This is a genomic window from Paraburkholderia caffeinilytica, from assembly GCF_046030355.1.
Lineage (GTDB): Bacteria > Pseudomonadota > Gammaproteobacteria > Burkholderiales > Burkholderiaceae > Paraburkholderia > Paraburkholderia caffeinilytica_B.
Window position 1 is genome coordinate 186,259 of sequence record NZ_JAQQCQ010000015.1, and the last position, 25,983, is coordinate 212,241.

General features: G+C 63.6%; 19 protein-coding genes. 10 read left to right on the forward strand and 9 right to left on the reverse strand.

Features of this window, described 5'->3' with window-relative positions:
* Nucleotides 1-2 precede the first annotated feature (2 nt).
* From pgi to PQQ95_RS22710, 3 genes are all read right to left on the reverse strand, one after another.
* Complete coding sequence (gene pgi, locus PQQ95_RS22700; protein WP_408440881.1) at nucleotides 3-1,625, reverse strand: glucose-6-phosphate isomerase; 1,623 nt, start codon at nucleotides 1,623-1,625, stop codon at nucleotides 3-5.
* Between the two features lie 410 nt (nucleotides 1,626-2,035).
* Entirely contained in the window at nucleotides 2,036-3,637 is a 1,602-nt protein-coding gene (locus PQQ95_RS22705; protein ID WP_408440884.1) for an NAD(P)H-hydrate dehydratase, read from the reverse strand.
* 253 nt (nucleotides 3,638-3,890) lie between these two features.
* The gene (locus tag PQQ95_RS22710) at nucleotides 3,891-5,189 is read right to left on the reverse strand and encodes an FAD-dependent oxidoreductase (protein ID WP_408440886.1); all 1,299 of its coding nucleotides are present in this window, start codon (nucleotides 5,187-5,189) and stop codon (nucleotides 3,891-3,893) included.
* Between the two features lie 293 nt (nucleotides 5,190-5,482).
* Between PQQ95_RS22710 and purL the strand changes: the two genes are divergently transcribed.
* The 3 genes from purL to PQQ95_RS22725 all read left to right on the forward strand — a co-directional run bounded on the left by purL (nucleotide 5,483) and on the right by PQQ95_RS22725 (nucleotide 11,472).
* Nucleotides 5,483-9,577 carry a phosphoribosylformylglycinamidine synthase gene (gene purL / locus PQQ95_RS22715; RefSeq protein ID WP_408440889.1) on the forward strand — a complete coding sequence of 1,365 codons (4,095 nt, stop codon included), beginning with the start codon at nucleotides 5,483-5,485 and terminating at the stop codon, nucleotides 9,575-9,577.
* 325 nt (nucleotides 9,578-9,902) lie between these two features.
* The gene (locus tag PQQ95_RS22720; protein WP_408440891.1) at nucleotides 9,903-10,190 is read left to right on the forward strand and encodes a helix-turn-helix domain-containing protein; all 288 of its coding nucleotides are present in this window, start codon (nucleotides 9,903-9,905) and stop codon (nucleotides 10,188-10,190) included.
* On the forward strand, nucleotides 10,180-11,472 hold the full coding sequence (locus tag PQQ95_RS22725) for a HipA domain-containing protein (RefSeq protein WP_408440894.1): 1,293 nt from the start codon (nucleotides 10,180-10,182) through the stop codon (nucleotides 11,470-11,472). The genes PQQ95_RS22720 and PQQ95_RS22725 overlap by 11 nt, the downstream gene beginning before the upstream one ends.
* 103 nt (nucleotides 11,473-11,575) lie before the next feature.
* On the opposite strand, the gene PQQ95_RS22730 is transcribed toward PQQ95_RS22725, so the two are convergent.
* The 5 genes from PQQ95_RS22730 to PQQ95_RS22750 form a co-directional block, all read right to left on the reverse strand.
* Nucleotides 11,576-12,355, reverse strand: a complete 780-nt coding sequence (locus PQQ95_RS22730) for a peptidylprolyl isomerase (RefSeq protein WP_408440896.1) — start codon at nucleotides 12,353-12,355, stop codon at nucleotides 11,576-11,578.
* Nucleotides 12,356-12,366: 11 nt separating this feature from the next.
* Nucleotides 12,367-12,681 (reverse strand): BolA family protein, encoded by a 315-nt coding sequence (locus PQQ95_RS22735; protein WP_266210677.1) that lies wholly within the window; start codon nucleotides 12,679-12,681, stop codon nucleotides 12,367-12,369.
* Between the two features lies 1 nt (nucleotide 12,682).
* Nucleotides 12,683-13,213, reverse strand: coding sequence for a septation protein A (locus PQQ95_RS22740; RefSeq protein ID WP_054042677.1), 531 nt, complete (start codon nucleotides 13,211-13,213; stop codon nucleotides 12,683-12,685).
* A 267-nt stretch (nucleotides 13,214-13,480) separates the two neighbouring features.
* On the reverse strand, nucleotides 13,481-13,903 hold the full coding sequence (msrB, locus tag PQQ95_RS22745; RefSeq protein ID WP_172163785.1) for a peptide-methionine (R)-S-oxide reductase MsrB: 423 nt from the start codon (nucleotides 13,901-13,903) through the stop codon (nucleotides 13,481-13,483).
* Nucleotides 13,904-13,994: 91 nt separating this feature from the next.
* Nucleotides 13,995-15,551: a protein adenylyltransferase SelO gene (locus PQQ95_RS22750; RefSeq protein WP_408440899.1), complete on the reverse strand. Its 1,557-nt coding sequence runs from the start codon at nucleotides 15,549-15,551 to the stop codon at nucleotides 13,995-13,997.
* 255 nt (nucleotides 15,552-15,806) lie between these two features.
* Here PQQ95_RS22750 and PQQ95_RS22755 point away from each other — a divergent pair, with 255 nt between their 5' ends.
* From PQQ95_RS22755 to PQQ95_RS22785, 7 genes are all read left to right on the forward strand, one after another.
* Entirely contained in the window at nucleotides 15,807-17,492 is a 1,686-nt protein-coding gene (locus PQQ95_RS22755; RefSeq protein ID WP_408440901.1) for a 3-(methylthio)propionyl-CoA ligase, read from the forward strand.
* Between the two features lie 142 nt (nucleotides 17,493-17,634).
* Nucleotides 17,635-19,719, forward strand: a complete 2,085-nt coding sequence (locus tag PQQ95_RS22760; RefSeq protein ID WP_408440903.1) for a 3-hydroxyacyl-CoA dehydrogenase NAD-binding domain-containing protein — start codon at nucleotides 17,635-17,637, stop codon at nucleotides 19,717-19,719.
* Nucleotides 19,720-19,896: 177 nt separating this feature from the next.
* Complete coding sequence (locus PQQ95_RS22765; protein WP_408440905.1) at nucleotides 19,897-21,075, forward strand: acetyl-CoA C-acyltransferase; 1,179 nt, start codon at nucleotides 19,897-19,899, stop codon at nucleotides 21,073-21,075.
* Between the two features lie 200 nt (nucleotides 21,076-21,275).
* On the forward strand, nucleotides 21,276-21,761 hold the full coding sequence (locus PQQ95_RS22770; protein WP_408440908.1) for a PaaI family thioesterase: 486 nt from the start codon (nucleotides 21,276-21,278) through the stop codon (nucleotides 21,759-21,761).
* 119 nt (nucleotides 21,762-21,880) lie between these two features.
* Nucleotides 21,881-22,879, forward strand: coding sequence for an NADP-dependent oxidoreductase (locus PQQ95_RS22775; RefSeq protein ID WP_408440910.1), 999 nt, complete (start codon nucleotides 21,881-21,883; stop codon nucleotides 22,877-22,879).
* Nucleotides 22,880-22,986: 107 nt separating this feature from the next.
* Complete coding sequence (locus PQQ95_RS22780; protein ID WP_408440913.1) at nucleotides 22,987-23,874, forward strand: SDR family oxidoreductase; 888 nt, start codon at nucleotides 22,987-22,989, stop codon at nucleotides 23,872-23,874.
* Between the two features lie 102 nt (nucleotides 23,875-23,976).
* Nucleotides 23,977-24,936, forward strand: coding sequence for an alpha/beta hydrolase (locus tag PQQ95_RS22785; RefSeq protein WP_408440916.1), 960 nt, complete (start codon nucleotides 23,977-23,979; stop codon nucleotides 24,934-24,936).
* 119 nt (nucleotides 24,937-25,055) lie between these two features.
* Here PQQ95_RS22785 and PQQ95_RS22790 read toward each other — a convergent pair whose 3' ends face one another.
* Nucleotides 25,056-25,901, reverse strand: coding sequence for an NRDE family protein (locus tag PQQ95_RS22790; protein WP_408440918.1), 846 nt, complete (start codon nucleotides 25,899-25,901; stop codon nucleotides 25,056-25,058).
* Nucleotides 25,902-25,983 lie beyond the last annotated feature (82 nt).

The window sequence follows — 25,983 nt, forward strand, 5'->3', positions numbered from 1 at the left end:
GCTCAACGCTTCAAGGCAGCGCGCGCCCGCGCGATCAACGCCGACGTCGACGAGTCGTGCTTCTTCTCATCGACAGTTGCCGACGTCAGATCCGCTTCCACCACTTTGCCGAGGATCTTGCCCAACTCGACACCCCATTGATCGAACGGGTTGATGTCCCATACCGATGCCTGCACCAGCACCTTATGCTCGTACAGCGCGATCAAGGCGCCGAGCGAACGCGCGGTGAGCGCATCGACCAGCAGCGTGCTCGTCGGACGGTTGCCCGGAAACACCAGATGCGGCGCCAGCTCAGGCTTGTCCGCACCGGCAACCTTCTTCGCCTCTTCGAGCGTGCGGCCCAGCATCAGCGCTTCGCTTTGCGCGAAACAGTTCGCCAGCAGCTTCGGATGATGACTGACGAGCGGATGCTCCGGCGTCAGCACGGCGATGAAGTCGATCGGCACGATGGTCGGGCCCTGGTGCAGCATCTGGAAGAACGCATGCTGCCCGTTCGTGCCCGGTTCGCCCCAGGTCACCGCGGCGGTCGGATAGTCGACCATCACGCCGTCCAGGCGCGCCGACTTGCCGTTGCTTTCCATTTCGAGCTGTTGCAGATACGACGGCAGGAAATGCAGCGCTTCCGAATACGGCGCGACCAGATAGCTTTGCGAGCCGAAGAAGTTGCGATACCAGATGCCGATCATGCCGAGCAGCACCGGCAGGTTCTTTTCGAGCGGTGCGTCGCGGAAATGCTGGTCCATCTCGTTGGCACCGGCCAGCAGTTCGTCGAACTGTTGCGGGCCGATCGCGATCATGATCGACAGACCCACCGCCGACCACAGCGAATAACGCCCGCCGACCCAGTCCCACATCTCGAACACGTTCTCTTTCGCGATGCCGAACTTGACCACCTCGGCGGGGTTCGCCGACACGCCGACAAAGTGCTTCGCCAGCGCGCTTTCCGGGCAGCCTTTCTCGATGAACCAGTCGCGCAGCGAGCGCGCATTGGTCATGGTTTCGAGCGTGGTGAAGGTCTTGGAGACGATGATCGCGAGCGTTTCTTCCGGATCGATCTGCTGCATCACGTTGTACAGATCCGCTCCGTCCACGTTCGACACGAAGTGCGTGGTGATCTCCGGCGTGGCCAGATGATGCAGCGCGTGTACGACCATCTTCGGCCCGAGGTCCGAGCCGCCGATGCCGATGTTCACGACGTAGCGAATCCGCTTGCCGGTGTAGCCGGTCCACTCGCCGCTGCGGACCTTGTCGGCGAACGCGGCCATCTTGGCGCGTTCCGCCTGGATCTGTGCATGGAACGGGGCTTTCGGATCAGTGGCGCGCAGCGCGGTGTGCAACGCGGCGCGGCCTTCCGTCGGGTTGACGACTTCGCCCGCGAACATCGCGTCGCGGCGCTTCTCGACGCCCGCTTCGCGCGCGAGCTGGACCAGCAGTTTCAGGGTGTCGTCGGTGATGCGGTTCTTCGAGAAATCGGCCGCGAGACCGCCGCCCGCGAACGCAAAGCGCTCGGCACGGGTAGGGGCGGGATCGTTCTCGGGGGCGAACCAGTCGCGCATGTGCGCATCGCGAATCTTCTCGTAATGCGTTTGCAGCGAGGACCAGGAGGGGAGCGAGTTCTGCGTCATAGCGTCCGTCTAACGAAGGGGCACGAAGAATGGCACGCGCGTGAAGCGCTGCCGAGGATGAAGCAACGATGCGGTTAGAGCGATGCCGCGCGGTGGGGTTCGCGGGTGGGTGACGGGGAAACTTCGGGGGAAACTTCGCGAGTCTGCCCGGAGATCGAACGGTGCCCGAAATTTCGCCGTTACCCGCAATGAACCCGACGTGCGGCGCAGTCGGTCAGTATAACGGCGTTGTGTGACGGACGGCAGCGGTTTGGGCGTCTCACGCACACTGTGGGATGGGGCGCCTCGTTCAGGAGACGCCGTTCCGGAAGCCGGGAAAATCAGCGGAGTGCCGGAAACGGCTTTGGTTTCAATCATCGCCACGTCTGCTGAGTGACGCATCGGGTCTGGACACGCGCCCATGGCTTGCCTCATTCACCCGCAGCCGCATAGAACATCCGGTTCAGCAAAGTCCGCACCATCGGCGCGAGTTCACCTGCCGTCAAACCCGCTGGGCCGTGACCTTGTGTACTCAGCGTGTCGGCGGCGAGGCCGTGCAGATAGACGCCTGCCAGCGCGGCTTCGTAGCGCGGCAGATGCTGGGCGAGAAACGCGCCGATGATGCCGCCGAGCACGTCGCCCGTGCCGCCAGTCGCAAGCGCGGCATTGCCGGTCGGATTGATCGCGATGCGGCCATCCGGCGCCGCGATCACGGTACCCGTGCCTTTCAGCACGACCACGCTGGCGAAGCGCGCAGCCATCGCCCGCGCTGCGGCGAGGCGGTCGCGTTGCACGCCCGGCGCATCGGTGCCGAGCAGGCGTGCCGCTTCCAGCGGATGCGGCGTCAGCACACAGGGATCACCTTGTACGCCACGCGCCGTGACTTCGGCCGCGAGCGATGGGTCCGTCGAAATCAGATTGAGCGCGTCGGCGTCGAACAGCTTGGGCACGTCGAGCGGCAGCACGTCGTGCATGACACGCGTGGCGCGGTCGCGATGCCCCATGCCGCAACCGACGGCGAGCGCATCCATTTTGTCGAGCGGCAGATCGTCGATTGCATGCAGCATCAGTTCGGGATGCGGCGGATCGTAGGGCGGAGCGCCGTCGCCGAGCAAGGCGACGTGTACTTTGCCCGCGCCCGTGTAAAGCGCCGCGCGCGAGGCGAGGATCGGCGCGCCGCACATGCCGGTGTCACCGCCTACCACGGCGAGGCTGCCGAAGGTGCCCTTGTTGGTGGCGAAATCGCGCGGCGGCAGGAAGTCGGCGAACAGTTCGGGCGCATTGAGCTGCACAGCCGTGCGGGTGCTGCTGTCGATGCCGATCGGCGCCACCATGACCGTGCCGGCGAGATCGCGGCCCTGCGCCGTGAAGAGGCCCGGTTTCGCCCCGATGAAGGTGATCGTATGCGTGGCATGGACCGCGGCGCTTTCGCTTTGGCCTGGCTTCTCGCCGACTACCGTGCCGGTGTCGCTGTCGAGGCCGCTAGGCGTGTCGAGCGCGAGGACGCCGCCTCTTCGCGACTTTGCTTTCGTGCGTTGCGAGAGTTGACGGGCGATGGCGGCAAAGACGCCGTCCAGCGGGTGGGTCAGGCCGATGCCGAACATACCGTCCACCAGCCATGTGAAGCTTTCCAGCGAGGCTGGCGGTGCCGTCGCGATGGCTATGCCCGCCGCGCGGGCTGTTTCCAGTGCCCAACGGGCATCCTCCGGTTTGACTTCAACCGGCATGCACAGGTCCACGGCGATGCCTGCCCGTTGCAGTTCCGCCGCCATGATCAATGCGTCCCCGCCGTTGTTGCCCGGGCCGGCTACCACCCATACCTTGTGCCGGGATTTTTCGGTCGATGTGTCGCGGGTGATCTGTTCTTGCAGGTAGCTCGCGGCGGCTTTGCCGGCGCGGGCCATCAGGGTGTGCGGAGCCAGCGCAGCCGCAGCCTGGGTCTCGAGGATTCGCAGGTCGGTTAGCGTGAGCAGCGGCAACGCCCGATTGTGCGGGCTGGTTAGCGTTGGGAGCGTGGATTCGGACACTGTCATGGCGAGGCTTGGAATTCACCTTGGGCAAGGTGAGGAAGCATTGGGAGCCACTATGGTAGTGCCGATAGGCTTCGGGCGCGCGTCGTGTTGGCCTGCGCCTGCATTGTCATTGTTATTGGCTGATTGACACTGCTCGGGCTTGGTTGGATCTGCTTGGACCGCTCGGACCTGCTTGTGGCATTGCCGGACGCGAAGCGACGCCTGCCTATTCCGCTTGCGTCGCTTTCCGCCCGCTCCGGAGCGGGCCCGCCATTTACTGGAAGCGGTCCGCGCGCAGCGCAGCCAGCGTGTCCGCGGGAACGTCGGGCGTCTTGCCCGAGATCAGGTCGGCGACCAGTTTGCCCGCCCCACAGGCCAGACCCCAACCGGCAGGCCCGTGTCCCGCGTTGACGAAGAGACGCGGATGAAGCGCATTGCCGATCACCGGCAGACCGTCCGGCGACAGCAGTTTTACGCCTTCCCACGGCAAAGCGGCGGAGATCCGGGCCGCGCCCGGAATCCAGTCGTGAGTCGCCTGACCCAGCAGCGCCAGCGCTTCCTTCGTCAACGTTTCGCCCAAGGGTTTGTCGATCTGGCCGGCGCTCTGCAAGACCGCACCGCCCGCAATCCGCAAGCGATGATTCATACGGCTGACCGTAATCCGTTTGACCGCGTCGACAATCGCGACATGCGGCGCGCATTCCTCATGCGCGATCGGTGCCACGAGGTTATGCAAACGCAACGGATGCAGCGGCAGCCGCAACCCAAGGCGCTCGAGCAGCGGCAGGCTGCCGTAACCCGCGGCGACGACGATCGCATCGGCGTTGATCACGTCGACTTCACGCGAGCGAGAGGCCGTGCCAGGCCGTGGCGCCAGCTCCACCGCGGCGCGCTCGCCTTCGAGGCGGATCGCCGAGACTTCGCAGCCCAGCATGAATTGCACGCCGCCTTGCGTATCGAGCGTCTGCTTGATCAGTTTCGCGAAAAGCGGGCAGTTGGCCGTGCGTTCCTGGTCGAACAGTACGCCGCCGGCGAATTCCGGCTCGGTCCGCACGGAATGCTCGAACGCGGCGCATTCGGCCGGCGTGAGCACATGGTGCGGGACTTCGTATTGGCGCAGCAGATCGAGCGCGGTCTGTGTCTGTTGCCATTCCTGCTCGGAACGCACCAGGTAGAGCAGGCCGCTCGCCTGTTCGAATTCCAGCCCGAAGCGCGCTTCGATGTCGGCCATCGTTTCACGCGAAGCTTCGATCAACGGACGCAGCCGTGCGTATTGGCGGCTGAACGCTTCCGGTTCCTGTAAAGCGGCCAGCTGCTTGACGAACTGGCGCGCCGGCCCGTTAAAGCCGGTCTTGCTGATTACGCCGCTTTTGGCGCCCTGACGGCTCGCCATGAAAGTCGGACCGAACCAGACGTCGAGCGGGGTTGGCAGCACGGTGCCGCCCTGCCCATAGGTCGCGCCCTGCGCGACCGTTGCGTGGCGCTCGACGACGCATACCCGGTGGCCGGCCGCGCGCAGTTGATAAGCGGTGGCGACGCCCACAATCCCGCCGCCAATGACGATGACATCCATGATCTGATTCGATTTGCCGGCGGGACGCCGAAACGCCGCGTTCCCGTTAAGCGTGGCATGCGGCGCGTTGCCCGGCATTGCTCAGGCCGCTCGCGCCGATCTGGTGAAAGGGCGAATGATAGCAGTCAAAGCGTCAGTCCGGCCACGCAGACCCCGCCAAAACCCTGGTGCGAAGCCCGTTGGAGGCCCGTTCCCGGGGTATAATCACGGACTTCCTTTCCGCCTCACGTCGCCTTCACGCGCGACTCATCGGCATCACTCATCGGCATCATTAGCGACGCAACGTCAAGTCCATGGCCCACTTCTCGTGTTTCCCCGGCGCTTCGGCCCTTTCCGATTTCCGTCAAACCCGCCTGCTCGACACGCTTACGCGCATCGACCCCAACATCACGGGCGTACGCGGCCAGTATCTGCACTTCGTCAACGCGCAAAATCCGCTCTCCGCGGAAGACAACGCGAAGATCGAAGCGCTGATGCACTACGGCGATCCGCTCGAAGAAACGAAAGAGCGTGGCACGGCCGAAACCTTCCTCGTGGTGCCGCGCTTCGGCACGGTGTCGCCGTGGGCCAGCAAGGCAACCGATATCGCTCATCTCTGCGGCCTCACGCAGGTGCGCCGCATCGAGCGTGGCGTCGAATACACTGTCACGCTGAAAAGCGGTCTGCTGGGCGGCAAGAAGGCGCTGTCCGACGAAGCCCGCGAGGCGGTCGCCGCGGCGCTGCACGACCGCATGACCGAGAGCGTGTCGCCCTCGCGTGACCACGCGCTGCATCTGTTCGACGAACTGCCGGCCAAGCCGCTGCAAACCGTCGACGTGCTGAGCCATGGCCGCGGCGCGCTGGAAGCGGCGAACACGGAACTGGGCCTCGCGCTCGCCGACGACGAAATCGACTATCTCGTCGACGCTTTCACGAAACTCGGCCGCAACCCGACCGACGTCGAATTGATGATGTTCGCGCAGGCTAACAGCGAACACTGCCGTCATAAGATCTTCAACGCGGATTGGACAATCGACGGCGAGAAGCAGGACATCTCGCTGTTCAACATGATCCGCAACACCGAGAAGCTGAACCCGCAGGGCACGATCGTCGCGTATTCGGACAACTCGGCGATCATGGCGGGCGGCGTGGCCGAGCGCTGGTTCCCGCGCACGCCGGCTGAACCCGGCGCCAACGCGTTGCCCGAGCACTACCGCCGTAATGTCGAACTGACGCACACCTTGATGAAGGTGGAAACGCACAACCACCCCACCGCGATCTCGCCGTTCCCGGGCGCCTCGACCGGCGCGGGCGGCGAAATCCGCGACGAAGGCGCAACGGGCCGCGGCGCGCGTCCGAAGGCGGGTCTGGCGGGCTTCACGGTGTCGAACCTGGCGTTGCCGGACGGCGTCGAAGCCTGGGAAAACGCCCGTGACGCCGCGCAGCCGCTGGCCCACCGGAATCCGGACGACAAATACGAAGCGTACGGCCGTCCCGACCGCATCGCGTCGCCGCTGCAAATCATGATCGACGGCCCGCTCGGCGGCGCCGCGTTCAACAACGAATTCGGCCGGCCGAATCTGGGTGGCTATTTCCGTGCTTACGAGCAGAACGTCGCGGGTCTGGTGCGTGGGTATCACAAGCCGATCATGATCGCCGGCGGCATCGGCAATATCTCCGATCAGCACACGCACAAGCACGATCTGCCGGAAGGGTCGCTGCTGATCCAGATCGGCGGCCCGGGTATGCGCATCGGCATGGGCGGGGGCGCCGCCAGTTCGATGGCGACCGGCACCAACACGGCCGAACTCGACTTCGACTCGGTCCAGCGCGGCAATCCGGAAATCGAACGCCGTGCGCAGGAAGTGATCAACGCGTGCTGGCAGCTCGGTGAGAAGAACCCGATTCTGAGCATTCACGACGTCGGCGCAGGCGGTTTGTCGAACGCGTTCCCGGAAGTGGTGGACGGCGCCAGCAAGGGCGCGATCTTCGATCTGCGCAAGATCCAGTTGGAAGAGAGCGGTTTGTCGCCGCGCGAAATCTGGTCGAACGAAGCGCAGGAGCGTTACGTCCTCGCGATTGCACCGGCCGATCTGCCGGCGTTCGAAGCCATGTGCGAACGCGAGCGCTGCCCGTTCGCGGTGGTCGGTACCGCCACGGCTGAACGTCAGTTGAAGGTGATCGACTCCGAAGCGAATGGCGATGCCGCGCACGAGCCGGTCGACATGCCGATGGAAGTGCTGCTCGGTAAGGCGCCGCGCATGCATCGCGACGTCAAACGCGTCGAAACGAAACTCGAACCGGTGGATGTCACCGGCATCGCGTTGTCCGAAGTGGCCGTGAGCGTGCTGCGCCACCCCACGGTGGCCAGCAAGTCGTTCCTGATCACGATCGGCGACCGCTCGGTCGGCGGCACCACCGCGCGCGACCAGATGGTCGGCCCATGGCAAGTGCCGGTGGCCGACGTCGCCATCACGACGATGGACTACGCGGGCTTCCGCGGCGAAGCGATGACCATGGCCGAGCGTACGCCGCTCGCCGTGATCAACGCGCCGGCGTCGGGCCGCATGGCAGTCGGCGAGGCGGTCACCAATATCGCGGCGGCGCCGATCGCGTCGCTCGATAAGCTCAAGTTGTCGGCAAACTGGATGGCCGCGTGCGGTGCGCCAGGCGAAGATGCCGCGCTGTACGACACGGTCAAGGCCATCGGCATGGAGTTGTGCCCGGCACTCGGCATCAGCATTCCGGTGGGCAAGGATTCGCTGTCCATGCGCACCAAGTGGGAAGACCGCGGCGTCGCGAAGGAAGTGGTCGCGCCGGTTTCGCTGATCATTTCGGCATTCGCACCGGTCGAAGACGTGCGCAAGCATCTCACGCCGCAACTGCGCCGCGCGAGCGGCGCGGATGGTGTGGGCGATTCCGTGCTGATCGCGATCGACCTGGGCCGCGCCAAGCATCGTCTGGGCGGCAGTATTCTCGCGCAAGTCACGCAGCAGGTTGGCGACACGGTGCCGGACGTCGACGATCCGGAAGATCTGAAGCGTTTCTTCACCGCGATCCAGTCGCTCAATAGCGACGGCAAGCTGCTCGCCTACCACGACCGCTCGGACGGCGGCCTGTGGGCGACGGTTTGCGAAATGGCGTTTGCCGGTCACGTCGGCGTGTCGCTGAACGTCGATATGCTGGTGCTCGATCCGAATCACGAATCTGATTACGGCGACGCGAAAGACTGGGCGAAGCAGACCAGCGGTCGTCGTGAAGACCGCACGATCCGTGCGCTCTTCACCGAAGAACTCGGCGCCGTGATTCAGGTTCGCGCAGCGGACCGCGACACAGTGCTGGGCGCGTTGCGCGAACACGGTCTGTCGGCTTGCTCGCATGTGATCGGCAAGACCAACGATCGCGATACGATCGAAATCTATCGCGACGCCAAGAAGATCTACGACGCACCGCGTACCGAATTGCATCGTGCGTGGAGCGAAGTGAGCTGGCGTATTTCGCGTCTGCGCGACAACCCGGCTTGTGCCGATGCCGAATACGACGCGCTGTCCGACGCGGCCGATCCGGGCATCTCGCCGGTTCTCACATTCGATCCTTCGGAAGACGTCGCGGCGCCTTTCATTGGCAAGGGCGCCCGCCCGCGTGTCGCGATCCTGCGTGAGCAGGGCGTGAACTCGCACCTCGAAACGGCGTATGCATTCGACCGCGCCGGCTTCGACGCGCACGACGTGCACATGAGCGACCTGCTGGCCGGCCGCGCCAACCTGGCGGATTTCGCCGGCGCGGTGGCATGCGGCGGTTTCTCGTACGGTGACACGCTGGGTGCCGGTGAAGGCTGGGCGAAGGCAATTCGCTTCAACTCGCAACTGGCCGATATGTTCGCCGCGTTTTTCGGTCGCGAAGACACGTTCGCGCTGGGCATCTGCAACGGTTGCCAGATGATGAGCAGCCTCGCGTCGATGATCCCGGGCGCCGAAGCCTGGCCGAAGTTCACGCGCAACAAGTCGGAGAAATTCGAGGCGCGCTTCTCGCTGGTCGAGGTGCAGGCTTCGCCGTCGATCTTCTTCGCCGGTATGGAAGGCTCGCGCATTCCGGTGGCGATTGCGCACGGCGAAGGTTATGCGGACTTCTCGCAGCAAGGCGATGCATCGAAGGTGGCCGTGGCGATGCGTTACATCGATCACCGTGGGCAGGCAACGGAGCAGTATCCGTTCAACCCGAACGGTTCGCCGGACGGCATCACGTCGGTTACGACGCCTGACGGCCGCTTCAGCGTGCTGATGCCGCACACCGAGCGCGTGCATCGCGCGGTACAGATGAGCTGGCATCCGGAAGGCTGGGGCGAGGGCAGCACGGACGCAAGCCCGTGGCTGCGCGTGTTCCAGAACGCACGCCGCTGGCTGGGTTGAGGGTGTTGTAATGCGCAGACCGCCGCGTCATCCCTGCGTGGCGGTTTGCCGGTGCTACTACGGCAGTCGCAAACCGAAGTGGTGGTGATGTGCAGCTCCGCCTCGTTGCTGCTAGTCGATTGGCGACATTCAATTCGTATCCGCTCAGGTACGAAAAATTGTGATGCTCAAACGATTGGTGCGATTCGTATCCGCTCAGGTACGAAATGGCCACACTGTCTTTTAAATTCAACGCTTCGTACCCGCCCGGGTACGAAGCAGGTCTCCTACCTCTATCTCATGGCATAATGTTCCCGAGCGGGTACGAACGGTCGGGTGATAGAGAATGCATCAGTCTGAGATTTACATCAGCGGCATGACGGAGTTGGGCGATCTTGTGCGGGCATCAAGGCTCGCACAAGGGCTGACGCGCGACGACGTCGCCATCGCCACTGGCCTGTCCCCCAAATTCATTACGCACGTTGAGGCGGGCAAGCCGACCGCCCAGATCGGCAAGGTGCTCCATCTTCTTGGGGAACTGGGCATCACGCTGCGCGCGCAGGTTTCCGTAGACATTCCTCCGGCCTTGGCCACCAAGGCCGTCCAGCGCCGACGGGCTGCTCATGGCAACTAGAACGCTTGTTGCCTACGCGAATGGCCAGCGCGTTGGCGTCGTGGGCGACGACAGCGGCATCTGGTCATTTACCTACGACGAGAGCTGGCTGGGCCGCGAAGACGCATTTGCGCTGTCCCCCGCTTTTCCTCTCCATGGCGGACCTTTCGTCGACGGGTCGAGCCAGAGGCCGGTGCAATGGTTCTTCGACAATCTTTTGCCTGAAGAGGAAATGCGCACGGCGCTCGCTCGTGAAGCCAAAGTCAGTGCGAGTGATGCGTGGGGGCTGCTTGCCTACTACGGTCGGGAGTCGGCAGGCGCTTTGACGCTGCTCGCCGAGGGCGAAGGCGAGGCATCCGCTGGAGTGCAGCCGTTGTCGTACGCGGAACTGGAGGCTCGCATTCAGGCCATGCCGCAGCGCGCGCTCAGTACCACCGCACCCAAACGCATGTCCGCGGCGGGTGCACAACAAAAACTGCTGCTGTCCTTGCGAGGTCATGCGCCGGATTACGAGCTTGTTGAGCCCGTGGGCAATGAGCCGTCGATGCATCTGCTCAAGCCGGACATGCGCAGCACCGGCTACCCTCATTCGGCGATAAACGAATTTTTCTGCATGCGCCTTGCGCAAGCGATGGGCGTGCGCGTGCCGCCTACGCATTTTCTGCGCGTGCCCTCGGCCTGCTATGTGATCGACCGCTTCGATCGTGATATGGCGGCCGAGCCGGTTCGACGCCTGCATACGGTCGACGCAATGCAGCTGTTGAACTACGACCGTCATTTCAAATATCAGAACGCGACGGCGCAGATACTCAGGGATGCTATTGAAACAACCGGCACGCGGGCAAAGGCACGTCTTGATGTGTTCCGATGGGCGGTCTTCAACGTGTTAATCGGCAACGCGGATTCCCACCTCAAAAATCTCTCGTTCTTCGTCAGTGCCCGAGGCTACATGCTGGCTCCGTTTTACGATCTGGTCAGTACAGTGGTCTATCACACGCCCACCTACCAGCCGAACCAGAGGGACCGTTGGCCGCACTGCGACCTGACAATGCCCGTTGGAGAGGCCACTCAGTTTGCGGACGTTTCCAGAAAGAACATGCTGGCATTTGGCGAAGCGCTTGGCCTCCAGCCCAAAGGTTCGGAGAAATTGCTCGATGAGATGCTCACCGTTGTCGACGCCAAAGTTGCGGAGACCCGTCACGCCGTCGACGAAATCACGCAGCCGAATGCCGGCGAAGTCCGGCTGCTCGACTCGATCGTTGCGATGCCGCTTGCGGAGATGAGCCGGGCGCTGCGCAAGTGATATCGGTGTCTTCGCCGGGCGCACAATCCCACATGAAATCCGCAGAAACAAAAAAACCGCCCGAGGGCGGTTTTTTTGTTCTGAAGCAGCGGGCAAAAAACGCTTACTGAATCTTCGCGTTCTTACGCAAACCTTCTTCGAACGCCTGCAGCTTTTCTTGCTGGATCTGCTGCACGATCTGCGGACGCACTTGCTCGAGCGGCGGCGGCGTGATGTTGCGCACGTCGTCGACACGAATGATGTGCCAGCCGAATTGCGTATGCACCGGCGTGTCGGTCATCTGGCCTTTCTGCAAATGCGTGGCCGCATCCGCGAATTCAGGCACGTAGGCCTTCGGGTCCGACCAATCCAGGTCGCCGCCGTTCTTGCCCGATCCCGGGTCTTTCGAGAATTGCTTGGCAAGGTCTTCGAAACTTGCGCCGGCCTTGATCTTGGCGATCAGATCCTTGGCTTGCTGTTCGTTGTCGACCAGGATGTGGTGCAGGTGATATTCCTTGCCGCCCGCGTCCTTGATCAGCGCGTTGTAACGCGCGGTAACTTCGGCGTCGCTCGGCGCGTTGTTCTTCACGAAGTCTTCGATCAGCGCGCGCAGCACGACGGTTTGTTGTGCGACGGCGATTTGCGCCTTGATGTCCGGACGATTCGGCAGGCCGCGGCGCAGCGCTTCCTGCATCAGGATTTCGCGGTTCACCAGCTCTTCGCGCACCGCCATTTGCAGTTGCGGCGTGTTTTGCTGGCCTTGATGAACCAGCTGGTCGATCAGCGCGTCGGCGCGTGCTTTCGGAATCGGCGTGCCGTTCACGACGGCGATGTTCTGTGCGAATGCAGGTGCGGCCGCAAATGCAGCCAGCAATACCCAAAGGCGGGTTTTCTTCAAGGTCATCGAAAGGTTTCCTAGCGGGGCAACAAAGCGAATTCTTCGGGCGTATACGCCGTGATTGCAAGGGCGTGAATGCCGCGCTGCATGGCATCGGCCAGCGCATCATACACCATGCGATGCCGCGCCACGCGGGCTTTCCCGGCGAACGCGGCCGCCACGATCGTGACAGAGAAATGACCGCCGGCGGAGGCGCCGGCGTGGCCCGCGTGCTGCGCGCTGTCGTCCGTGATCTGGATCGAGGCGACCGGCGCGAGCGCCGCGGTGAGGCGCGCTTCGATCAACGCGGCGCGCTCGGCGGTGGTGGCGTGCATAAACACATCGCTCGTCATGTCATTCTTCCTTCATGTACTTCGACAGCCACAAACTCTGTCCGACGATGAATACCACGAGGCACCCGGTCGCGCCGAACAGCTTGAAGTTGACCCACTGGTCGGTCGTGTAGTTGTACGCGACGAACAGGTTCACCAGCCCCAGCAGCACGAAGAAAATCGCCCAGACGATGTTCAGCTTGCCCCAGATCGCGTGTGGCAGCGTGATCTGCTTGCCCATCATCGCTTCGATCAGGTTCTTGTTGAAGGCCAGTTGCGAGACGATCAGCGCGACCGAAAACGCCCAGTACAGCACGGTCGGCTTCCATTTGATAAAGGTGTCGTTGTGCAGCACGAGCGTCGCGCCGCCGAATACGGTGACGACGCCGAGGCTTACCCACAGCATCGGATCGACTTTGCGGTGGCGGAATGCCACCCACGCGATCTGCACCAGCGTGGCGACGATCGCCACTGCCGTCGCCGTGAAAATGCCCCAGATCTTGAAGGCGACGAAGAACAGGATGATCGGGAACAGATCGAACAGGAATTTCATTATCTGGTCGGGGATTCGGAGAGTGGGTCGAAGAGACAGGGACGCGGCGCGGGACGCTCGTGGTGGTTGGCTGCATGAACCCGCCGCCGCGGTGGACGAGCGCTGCTGGCCAATGTTAGCGGCTGCTCGTTGCCTGACTGCCGGCGGTGGGTTGTCCGGTTCGCAAGCCGGACGAGGGTGTCGCGGCCGACGGGCGGGTGATGCTGCAAGCGTGCAGGGATGCACGGATGGCCCGCCGGCCGGCAACGCGCCGAACTCCGCGCTGCGTTACTTGGGCTCGAATTGTAACGCAGCCGAATTGATGCAGTAACGTAGACCCGTCGGCGCCGGTCCGTCTTCGAACACGTGGCCCAGGTGCGCGCCGCAGTTCTTGCACTGCACCTCGATGCGCAGCATGCCGTGCGTGCGGTCGGTTTTCTCGGCGATCACTTCGCCGTTGATCGGCTTGAAGTAGCTCGGCCAGCCGCAACCGGCGTCGAACTTGGTGTCCGATTCGAACAGCGGCGTGCCGCAGCAGACGCAGTCATAGATGCCGCGGTCCCAGTGGTCATGGTAGCGGCCGGTGAAGGGACGCTCGGTGGCCGCGTGGCGCGTCACCTGGTATTCGATGTCGGAGAGCTGTTTGCGCCATTCGGCGTCGTCTTTCTGCACGGCGGGGGCGCCAGTGTTGAGGTCGTCGGGCTTGTTCATGGTTGGGGTTCCTGTCTCGGGCTTGTTTTAAGGGCTGCCAAGGCGGTCAGCGATTCAGGCAAATGTCAGCGCAATCAAAGGCTTTAGCTCGTCACGAAGAGCAACTCACTTCCAGCGAGCTGGCCCAATCCGGCGGCAGCCCCGCATACGCTTCGTTTTCCGGCTGCTCGTCGAACGGACGGCGCAGGACTGCGGCCAGGCGTTCTACTTCGGAGAAGTCTTTCTCCTTCGCCCGGCGGATTGCCGTCTCCGCCAGATGATTACGAAGTACGAATTTGGGGTTCACACGGTTCATTGCAATGGCGCGCGCCGCGTCGTCGCGTGTTTCTTCGGACAGGCGCGCGCGGTAGTCGTTCACCCACGCATCGAACGCGGCACGGTCGAGGAACAGATCGCGCGCGGGCGCGTCGCCGCTCGCATCGTGCTTTGAAATACGCGCCAGATTGCGGAAGGTGAGCGTGAAATCCGCACGGTTGGCGTGCATCACTTCAAACAGGCGGTTGACCAGTGTGTCGTCACCATCGCGCGCGATGTCGAGGCCGAGCTTGGCGCGCATGCGTTTCTCCAGCGCCGGCGCGAAACGCTCCTTGAAGCCGCCGAGCACACGCTGCGCGTCTTCGATCGCCTTGTCGCTGCGCACGCTTTCCTCGTGCTGAACGCCCAGCAGCGGGAGCAGGCCTTGCGCGAGGCAGAAGAGGTTCCAGTACGCAATCTGCGGCTGCATCTTGTACGCGTAACGGCCTTGCGAGTCCGAATGATTGCAGATGTAGCCGGCGTCGAAGCCGTCCATGAAACCGAACGGGCCGTAGTCGATCGTGAGACCGAGGATCGACATGTTGTCGGTATTCATCACGCCGTGGCAGAAGCCGACCGCTTGCCATTCGACCATCAGATCGGCGGTCGAATTCACGGCTTCATTCAGCAGCGCGAGGTAGGGATCCTCGGCTTCGCGGCAATGCGGATAGAAGCGCTCGATCACATGATCGGCGAGCGCGCGAAGGGCGTCGACGCGATCGTTCGAATAGAAATGCTCGAAGTGGCCGAAACGCACGAAACTCGGCGCCACCCGCGTGACGACCGCGGCGGTTTCGACTTCTTCGCGGCGCACCGGCTGGTCGGAGCCGATCACGCACAGCGCGCGCGTGGTCGGAATGCCGAGGTGATGCATGGCCTCCGAACACAAATACTCGCGGATCGACGAACGCAGCACGGCGCGGCCGTCGCCCATGCGCGAATAAGGCGTGCGGCCCGCGCCTTTGAGTTGCAGCTCGAAGCGCTGGCCGTTGTGTTCGACTTCGCCGAGACCGAGCGCGCGACCGTCGCCGAGTTGGCCGGCCCACACGCCGAACTGATGCCCTGAATACACCGACGCGTACGGCAGCGCCTCGGAAGGCCATTCACGGGTGGTATTGCCGGAGAACAGCTCGGCGAAGCCCGGATCATTCTGGAGGGCCGGCTCTAAACCCAGCAACGCGGCGGTGTCTTCGGAGAACCCGACCACGTACGGCGCACTCAGCGGCGCCGCCGGCAGCCGCGTCAGAAACACACTGCCGAGCCGCGCAAATGCGCTTTCGGGCGAGGTGGTCAGTGCGTCGGAAAGAGCCGATAAAGGCCCGGATAACCCTGCAATGCTTGGGGAAAACGACATGTTGAGCGCCTCTGGATTAACCGATATTGTAAGTCCGCGCCCGCGGAGATGCTGGCCGGCTGCTAGTCCGATGCCGCCTGCGTGCCGGGCATCATCTGCCGAAGCGCTTCCGCGCCGCTTCAGCGCGCGCCACCTGACCTGCCGGCGCCGTCCTTTGCGGGCCGCCGAAGCGTCGCGTGCGACGCAGCGGAGCGCGCCGCGCGGCCCCCGAACTGCAACCCCAATGACACAAACAAGGCGAGGAGATCTCTCTTTATGACGACGCCGCTGCTTGGCCAGATGATGGACGTGCCGCTCACCGTGCCCTCGTTGCTCGCGCATGCCGCGCGGCATTTCGGCGACACCGAGATCGTGTCACGGCGCATCGAAGGCGACGTGCATCGCTATACCTACCGCGACTGCGAAAAGCGCGCAAAACAGCTGGCTCAGGCGCTGATCGCGCTCGGCGTCGAGCCGGGCGAGCGGGTGGCCACGCTGGCCTGGAACGGCTACCGGCATCTGGAAGCGTATTACGGCACGACGGGCTTCGGCGCCGTCTGCCACACGATCAATCCTCGCCTTTTCCCCGATCAGATCGCCTACATCGTCAACCACGCCGACGACGCCTACGTGCTGTTCGACACCACGTTCGCACCGCTCGTCGATGCGCTCGCGCCGCAGTGCCCCAAAGTGCGCGGCTGGATCGCGCTGGCCGACGAAGCCCATCTGCCGAAGATGGAAACGCCGGTGCTGAGCTACGAAACGTTGGTCGAAGCACAGGATGGGAATTACACGTGGCCGCCCATCGACGAACGTCAGGCGTCTTATCTTTGCTATACCTCCGGTACCACCGGCAATCCGAAAGGCGCGCTGTATTCGCATCGTTCGACCGTCCTGCACGCGTTCGGTGCAGCGCTGCCCGATGCAATGAGCCTGTCCGCGCGCGACTCCGTGCTGCCGGTCGTACCGATGTTCCATGTGAACGCGTGGGGCATTCCGCACTCCGCGCCGCTGACCGGCGCGAAACTTGTCTTTCCCGGCAAGGATCTCGACGGCAAGTCGCTGTATGAATTGATGGAAAGCGAACGCGTCACGTATTCGGCCGGGGTGCCGACCGTGTGGCTCGGCTTGCTCAACCATCTGCGCGAGGCCAAGGTGCGTTTCTCTTCGCTGAATCGCACGGTGATTGGCGGCTCAGCCTGTCCGCCGGCCATGCTGCGCGCCTTCGAGGACGAATATGGCGTGCAGGTGATCCATGCATGGGGCATGACGGAAATGTCGCCGCTCGGCACCTTGTCGAAACTGACGTGGGAACAGAGCCAGCGGCCGCTGGCGGAGCAGCGCAAACTGCTCGAAAAGCAGGGCCATGTGCTGTACGGCGTCGATATGAAGATCGTCGGCGAAGACGGGCGCGATCTGCCGTGGGATGGGGTGGCGTTCGGCGATCTGCACGTGCGCGGGCCTTGGGTGATCGACCGGTATTTCCGCAAGGACGACTCGCCGCTGGTGGACGGCTGGTTCCCGACTGGCGACGTCGCCACCATCGACCGCGACAGTTTTCTGCACATCACGGATCGCTCGAAAGACGTGATCAAGTCGGGCGGCGAGTGGATCAGTTCGATCGACATCGAGAACGTCGCAATCGCGCATCCGGCGGTGGCCGAAGCGGCGTGCATCGCCTGCGCGCATCCGAAATGGACCGAGCGGCCGCTGCTGGTAGTCGTCAAGCGGGCGGGTTTCGACGTGACGCGGGAGGAACTGCTCGCGTTTTACGAAGGCAAGGTCGCCAAATGGTGGATTCCCGACGACGTCGTCTTCGTCGACGAACTCCCGCATACGGCCACCGGCAAGCTGCAGAAACTCAAGCTGCGCGACATTTTCCGCGACCATATTCTGCCGTCCGCACTCGAAGACGAAGGGGAGTGCCCCCTGACTCCGCTTGCCAGGGGAAACCCCGTCTAACGATAAATTGAACGAGCGTGCTTTTTTGTGTATTCTGCCTGCTGACCCCGGAAAAGTCGGAGCTAAAGTCGGACAATGAGTCGACTCGACCAACTGGACGGGCGGCGCGTCATGCGCCGCCTCATCGCATGGAGGCAGGTAGATGGCAGTGGACTACACAACTCATGACGGCGTGGCCGTCATCACGCTGAACAATCCCCCCGTAAACGGCCTTGGCCTCTCGACCCGAGCGGGTATCGTCGAAGGGATCGAGCGCGCACAGAACGATCCCGCCATCAAGGCGATCGTGCTGACGGGCGCCGGCAAAGCCTTCTCGGGCGGCGCCGACATCACCGAATTCAACACGCCGAAGGCGACCCAGGAACCGACGCTCCATACGGTCATCAAGACCGTCGAGAGCAGCGCGAAGCCGGTGGTCGCCGCGATTCACAGCGTCGCGATGGGCGGTGGCCTGGAACTGGCGCTCGGCGCGCACTATCGCATCGCCGCACCCGGCGCGCAGATCGCGCTGCCGGAAGTGAAGCTCGGCATTCTGCCGGGCGCGGGCGGCACGCAACGTCTGCCGCGCGCAATCGGCCTCGAAGCCGCGCTCAACATGATCGTCTCCGGCGCGCCGGTGCTGTCCGAAAAGCTGGCCGACTCGGGCCTGTTCGACGAGGTCGTGGAAGGCGATCTGGCCGAAGCGGCGCTCGCGTTCGCCCGCAAGGCCGGCGCGAAAACGGGCCCGCATCCGAAGGTGCGCGACCGCAAGATCGAGCATCCGAACGCCGCGGGTTTCATCCAGTTCGCGCGCAATACCGTCGCGACGATGGCGAAGCATTTCCCGGCGCCGCTGAAGTGCATCGACGCCGTGGAAGCGGGCGTGCAGAACGGTTTCGACAAGGGTCTCGCGTTCGAACGCGAATGCTTTATCGCGCTCGTGCAGACGCCGGAAAGCCACGCGCTGCGTCACGCGTTCTTCGGCGAACGTGCTGCAAGCAAGATTCCCGACGTGCCGTCGGACACGCCGGTGCGTGACATCAGGCAGGTGGCCGTGATCGGCGCCGGCACGATGGGCGGCGGCATCGCGATGAACTTCATCAACGCGGGCATTCCGGTCACGTTGCTGGAAACGAAGCAGGAAGCGCTCGACCGCGGCATCGCCACGATCCGCAAGAACTACGAAGCCACCGTCAAGAAGGGCAAACTCAAGCCCGAGGCGCTGGAGCAGCGCATGGCGTTGATCACGCCCACGCTCTCCTACGACGACCTGAAAAACGCCGACCTGATCGTCGAAGCGGTGTTCGAGGAACTCGGCGTCAAGGAGCAGGTGTTCAAGCGTCTCGACGAAGTGGCGAAGCCCGGTGCGATCCTCGCCTCGAACACGTCGACGCTGGACGTCGACAAGATCGCGGCGTACACCAAGCGACCGCAGGACGTGGTCGGTATGCACTTCTTCAGCCCGGCCAACGTGATGAAGCTGCTTGAAGTAGTGCGCGGCAAGGACACGGCGAAAGACGTGCTCGCCACCGTCATGAAGCTCGCCAAGAAGATCAGGAAGACCGCCGTGGTCTCGGGCGTGTGCGACGGTTTCATCGGCAACCGGATGATCGAACAGTACATCCGCCAGGCGCTTTTCATGCTCGAAGAAGGCGCATTGCCTGCGCAAGTGGATAAGGCCATCGAGAAGTTCGGCTTCGCGATGGGCCCGTTCCGCATGAGCGACCTGGCCGGCAACGACATCGGCTGGGCAATTCGCAAGCGCCGCTATCTGGAACATCCGGAGATGCACTACTCGAAGATCGCCGACCGTCTCTGCGAGACAGGGCGCTTCGGCCAGAAGACCGGTGGCGGCTGGTACGACTACAAGGCGGGTGACCGTACTGCATATCCGTCGAAAGTTGTCGACGAAATGATTGTGGCGTTCTCGAAGGAAACCAACACCGAGCGCCGCAAGATCAGCGACGAGGAAATCGTCGAGCGCCTCGTGTTCGCGCTCGTCAACGAAGGCGCGAAGATTCTCGAGGAAGGCATTGCGTCGAAGGCGTCGGACATCGACATGGTCTATCTGACCGGCTACGGCTTCCCGCTTTATCGCGGCGGTCCGATGCTGTATGCGGACACGGTCGGTCTGTACAACGTGGAGCGCGCGATTCGCCGCTATGCGTCGCGCCCGAATGGCGACGCCTGGCAATTGGCGCTGAGCATCGCGGAGCTCGCGGCGAAGGGCCGTGGGTTCAACGGTTGAGGTGAGGGGCTGCCTGATCAACATAAGGCATTCCGCAAGCGCCCACCATCAATATCTGGAAGGCAATAAATCGCATGGGACTTGAGTAAGTGCTTTGCCTGGGATCAGAGTAAGCGCTAAAGCGCTAACTCTGATCGACAGCTAAAGCGCCAACTCGGGTCGACATAGGAGAGATGCATGACTGACGCCGTAATCGTATCGACTGCCCGTACGGGCCTCGCCAAATCATGGCGCGGTGGTTTCAACATGACGCACGGCGCGACGCTTGGCGGACATGTGACGCAGGCCGCCGTCGAGCGCGCGAAGCTGGACCCGGCGCGCATCGAAGACGTGATCATGGGCTGCGCGAATCCGGAAGGCGCGACGGGCACCAATATCGCGCGGCAAATCGCACTGCGCGCCGGCTTGCCGGTCAGCGTGCCGGGCATGACGGTGAACCGTTTCTGCTCGTCGGGTTTGCAAACCATTGCACTGGCTGCCCAACGCGTGATTGCGGGCGAGGGCGACGTGTTCGTCGCGGGTGGCGTGGAATCGATCTCGTGCGTGCAGAACGAGATGAACCGCCACATGGTGGCTGAAGGCTGGCTCAGCAAGAACAAGCCGGAAATCTACTGGTCGATGTTGCAGACCGCCGAGAACGTCGCGAAGCGCTACTCGATTTCGAAGGAACGTCAGGACGAATACGGCGTGCGCTCGCAACAGCGGGCCGCGGCCGCACTCGAAGCCGGCAAGTTCAAGGACGAGATCGTGCCGCTGACCGTGCTGGCCGGCGTCGCCGACAAGGCGAGCGGGCGTCTCTTCACGAAGGAAGTGACCGTCAGCGCCGACGAAGGCATTCGCGCCGACACGACGCTCGAAGGCGTGTCGAAGATTCGCACGGCGATGCCGGGCGGCGTGATCACTGCGGGCAACGCGAGCCAGTTCTCGGACGGGGCGTCGGCTTGCGTCGTGATGAATGCGAAAGTTGCTGAGCGCGAAGGTCTGCAACCGCTGGGCATTTTCCGTGGCTTTGCAGTGGCCGGTTGCGAGCCGGACGAGATGGGCATCGGCCCGGTGTTCGCGGTGCCGAAGCTGCTCAAGCAGGCAGGTCTGAAGGTCGAGGACATCGATCTGTGGGAACTGAACGAAGCGTTCGCGGTGCAGGTGCTGTATTGCGCCGACAAGCTCGGCATTCCGCATGACCGCCTCAACGTGAACGGCGGCGCGATTGCGGTGGGCCATCCGTATGGCGTGTCGGGCGCGCGTTTGACCGGCCATGCGCTGATCGAAGGCAAGCGGCGCGGTGCGAAGCTGGTCGTCGTGACGATGTGTATCGGCGGCGGCCAGGGTGCGGCGGGCTTGTTCGAAGTGGTTTGATCAGGCGCGGGAGCGGGCTTGATTGAAAGCGGGTGTCGTGTGATTCGGTGCGATGTGACGTGCAGGCATTGAATCTACGGCACCCGTTTTTTATTGGGGAGTCTGGCGGCACGAAGGTGGCGCATGCCCGAACGCCGTAGCGGTTATCATTTCCCACTGCGCCCAATGAATTGAACCGACCACGACATCCGAAATCAGCAATGACCGACTCCCCCTCATCTAAAACGAGCAGCGCGACACTGCCCGAAAGCCCGTTCGTCGACCGGCTCGGCGCGCAGTTGTTGTCGGCGGCGGACGGCGCCAGCGAAGTCGTATTGCCGCTGCAACCCGATCACATGAACACGTGGGATGTCGCGCACGGTGGCGTAACCATGACACTCGCCGACGTGGCGCTCGCGATGGCCGCGCGCAGTCTGGCCGGCGACGGCGTCGGCGTGGTCACTGTCGAGATGAAGGTCAACTTCATGCAACCGGGCCGCGGCGAATTGCGCGCCACCGGCCGCGTGCTGCACCGCTCGACCACCATGGCCTATTGCGAAGGCGAAATCCGCGACAGCGAAGGCCACTTCGTCGCCAAAGCGCTTGGCACCTTCAAATACATGCGGCGCCTCGCCGTGGGCCGCGACGTGACGCAACAGCGTCTGCGCAGCGATCCCTCGGCAAAACCCGGTCCGAGCGACGGCTGATCACCGGAAGCACAGCGACAGCGCGCGTGTCGAGCGCCGCGCGTTGCGCTCTCCTTTTGCAGACGCTGCTGGTTCGAACTACTCGCCGATCACATCGGTAACTCATGGAGACGATCGTCATGCCCCAGATCAACCGTCAACTCGTGCTGGCTTCGCGTCCGCAAGGCGCTGTTACACCTGACAACTTCAAGCTCGTCGAAACGCCGCTGGTGCCGCTTGCCGATGGCGAATTCCGCGTGCGCAATCACTTCCTCTCGCTCGATCCGTACATGCGCGGCCGGATGAACGACAGCAAGTCGTATGCAGCGCCGCAGCCGCTGAACGAAGTGATGATCGGCGGCACGGTGGGCGAAGTGGTGGAGTCGAAGAATCCGAAATTCGCGGTCGGCGATAAGGTCGTCGCGATGTTCGGCTGGCAGGAATACGGCACCTCGAACGGTGCGGGCGTGCAGAAAGTCGACGATACGCATGTGCCGCTGTCGGCGTATCTCGGTCCGGTCGGCATGCCCGGCGTGACGGCCTGGTATGGCCTGAACAGGATCATCGCGCCGAAAGCGGGTGAGACGGTGGTGGTGAGTGCGGCGAGCGGAGCGGTGGGCAGTGTTGTCGGGCAACTGGCGAAATTGGCCGGTGCGCGTGCGGTCGGCATTGCGGGCGGCGCGGAGAAGTGCCGCTACGTGGTCGAGACGCTCGGCTTCGACGCCTGCGTCGACTACAAGGCCGGCAATCTGTATCAGGCGCTCAAAGCTGAGACGCCGGACGGCGTCGATGGCTACTTCGAGAACGTCGGCGGCGAAGTGCTCGACGTGACGCTTGCACGCATGAACGCATTCGGCCGCATTGCGTTGTGCGGGTTTATCGCGGGCTACGACGGCCAGCCGATGCCGCTCAAGCATCCGTCGCTGATGCTCACGCAGCGGTTGCTGGTGCAGGGCTTTATCGTCAGCGAACATATGGATGTGTGGCCCGAAGCGCTCAAGCAACTCGGTACGCTGGTCGCGCAGAAAAAGCTGCAATATCGCGAGACCATCGCGCAAGGACTCGATGCGGCGCCCGAGGCGTTTATCGGTCTCCTCAAAGGCAAGAACTTCGGCAAGCAGCTCGTCAAGCTGATCTGAGCGCGGCGGCGGGCGGCTATCGAACGATCCACGCGATCCATGTCGATGGCCGCCTGTCGCCGGATCTAAGCCAATAAATCCAAGCCGATAAATCCAGGAGAAAAACGATGTTCGAATTCGCAGGCAAGGTGGCGGTGATCACCGGTGCGGCAAGCGGTTTCGGCCGGGCGTTCGCGGAGAAGGGCGCGTCGCTCGGCATGAAGCTCGTGCTTGCCGACGTGAATCCCGATGCGCTCGCGCAAACCGTCGACGCATTGCGCGCCGGCGGTGCCGAGGCGATCGGCGTGCCGACGGACGTGTCCGACGCGACCCAAGTCGAAGCGCTCGCGCAAGCGGCGCTCGACGCCTTCGGCAAGGTGCATCTTCTGTTCAACAATGCGGGCGTGGGCTCGGGCGGCTTCCTCTGGGAAAGCTCGGCGAACGACTGGGCGTGGGTGTTCAACGTCAACGTGATGGGCGTCGCGCACGGCGTGCGCACCTTTACGCCGATCATGCTGCGGCAGAACGAACCCGCGCATATCGTCAACACGGCGTCGGTGGCGGGCCTGCTGTCGCCGCCCGCAATGGGTATCTACAACGCTTCGAAGCACGCCGTCGTGTCACTCACGGAAACGCTTTATCACGATCTGCAGTTGGCACAAGCCGGGCACGCGGGAGGCGGCGAGGTCGGCTGTTCGCTGTTATGCCCAGCCTTCGTCCCCACCGGTATCGCCGACGCGGAACGCGCGCGGCCCGAGGGGCTGCGTAACGAGGGCACGCCGACCCGTTCGCAGATCGCCGCCGGCAAGCAACTGCAACGCGCGGTGCAATCGGGCAAGCTGACTGCGGCCGACGTCGCCGGCATCACGTTCGAGGCGATCGCGGCACGCCGTTTCTACATCGTCACGCATCCCGGCATCATGGCGACGGTGAAGCTGCGTCACGAGGACATCGAGCAGTTGCGCAATCCGACTGATCCGATGTCGTTGAAGCCCGAAGTGAAGAACGCGAGCTAAGCGCTATTTTCCCTATTTTTACCTGCTAACCTTCGCTGCCCGCTGCCCGCTGCCCGCTGCCCGCTGCCCATCGCCCATCGCCCATCGCCTACCCGACGCCCAATGCCGCTGAACCCGAAAATCGAGCAGGTGCTCGACATGATCGCCCGCGCGAAGCGCCCGCAACTGCACGCGTTGACTCCGCAACAGGCGCGCGCGTCCTACGAAAAAAGCGCGCCGATTCTGGAGATCGCGAGCGCGCCGATGTTTTCGGTCGACGACCTGCAGGTGCCGACGCGCGACGGCGCGACGATCCGCGCGCGTCTTTATCAGCCTGTCGAACCGAGCTGGGCCGAGCCCGCGCCGGCGCTGATGTATTACCACGGCGGCGGCTTCACGGTCGGCAGTGTCGATACGCACGACGCGTTGTGCAGGATGTTCGCGCACGATGGCAAGTGCACGGTGTTGTCGGTCGATTACCGGCTCGCGCCCGAGTACAAATTCCCCACCGCCGTTGACGATGCGTTCGATGCGTTGACCTGGCTGCACGCGCATGCCGCGGAATACGGCGTCGACGCACAGCGGCTGGCCGTGGGCGGCGATAGCGCGGGCGGCACGCTGGCGACGGTGTGCGCGGTGCTGGCACGCGACGCGGGCATCAAGCTCGCGCTGCAATTGTTGATCTATCCGGGCGCGACGGGCTATCAGCAAACCGATTCGCACTCGCGCCTCGCCAACGGTTTCCTGCTGTCGGGCGACACGATTCAATGGTTCTTCGAGCAATACGTGCGCGATGAGAGCGACCGCGACGACTGGCGTTTCGCGCCGCTCGACGGCACGCGTGGCGCGCCGGATTTCAGTCGCCTTGCCCCGGCCTGGATCGCGACCGCCGAATACGATCCTTTAAGCGACGAAGGTGATGCGTACGCGGAAAAACTACGCGCAGCGGGCAATCCGGTCACGCTCAAACGCTACCCGGGCATGATTCACGAGTTCTTCAAGATGGGCGGCTATGTGCCCGACGTCGCCGAGGCGCATGCGGATGCCGCCGCGGCTTTGCGGGCGGCGTTCGGCGTGGAGTAGTCTGCGCTCTGTACAGGCAGTCGGGAGATGGTGCGATTGATCACCCGACCGCATCATGACGAGGCGGTCATTAAGTGATCGTCAGGCAGTGAATGGCCAAGCGAGTCGCTAAACGTTCGTCAGGCGATCTCGCGCTCGACATTGAACGCGAAGCTGCGCTCGAAGTCACCGGGCCGCACGATCCGGTGCGAGCCGTTGTCGTCGCTGCGTTCGGCGGCGGCTACGCTGATTACCTCGCCATGCGCGACTACGCGCACCGCAGTCGTGCCGCGCGTGCCGTATTCCGGCGTTTCGATAAAAGCCGCCGAGAGCGCCCGTTCGCGTTCGAGCGAAATGCCGGTGGACGGCAATTCGTCGTCGCGCGCGAGGCGCGGATCGCGCATCAGATCGATCAAACGCTCAAGCGGCGGCATCGCATCGCGCGCGAGCACGGCACTCAGTTCCGCGCGCTTTTTCATCAGCTTCGGCCAGGCGGTATCGAGCACCGCGTTCGAGATGCCGTGCGTGCCGGACTCGAGCAGGGTGGGTGCGAGGTTCGACCGGTTGCAGTACCAGCCGAGCTCGCGGCGCGTCCAGTCGCCGACGAGCAGATTGAAGCCGTTGTAGATATCGCCGGTTCGCGCAACGTGGTGCAGATAGTCGAGCGGCGTTTCGTGCCGGCCGTTGTCCGAGCCGTTTCCGGAGCCAATGAGCCAGTCGCTGACCAGCGTGCCGCGGGTCGGCGCATCGGCGCGCATTTCATGCGGCGCGCGGTAGTTGGTCAGCGCGGCGAAGCGGCCATCGCGCGACATGCCGAGCCACGTGCCGCCGCCCACCAGGTCGCGGCCGGCCAGCACGGCCGGCGCGTCATGCCACCAACTGATCGGTTCGGCAGTCCGGCGGAAGAATTCGTCGCGATTCGCGGTGAGCGTGAAGAGCGGTCCGTCGACCGCATCGGGTCGCCAGTCGAAGACGATCAGGCACATCGGGTGAAGTCTCCCGGTGGAGGCGGTGAAGTAACAACAGATGTCAGGAAAAAGCGGCGCCTGATTGCGCCGCTCGGGTTCG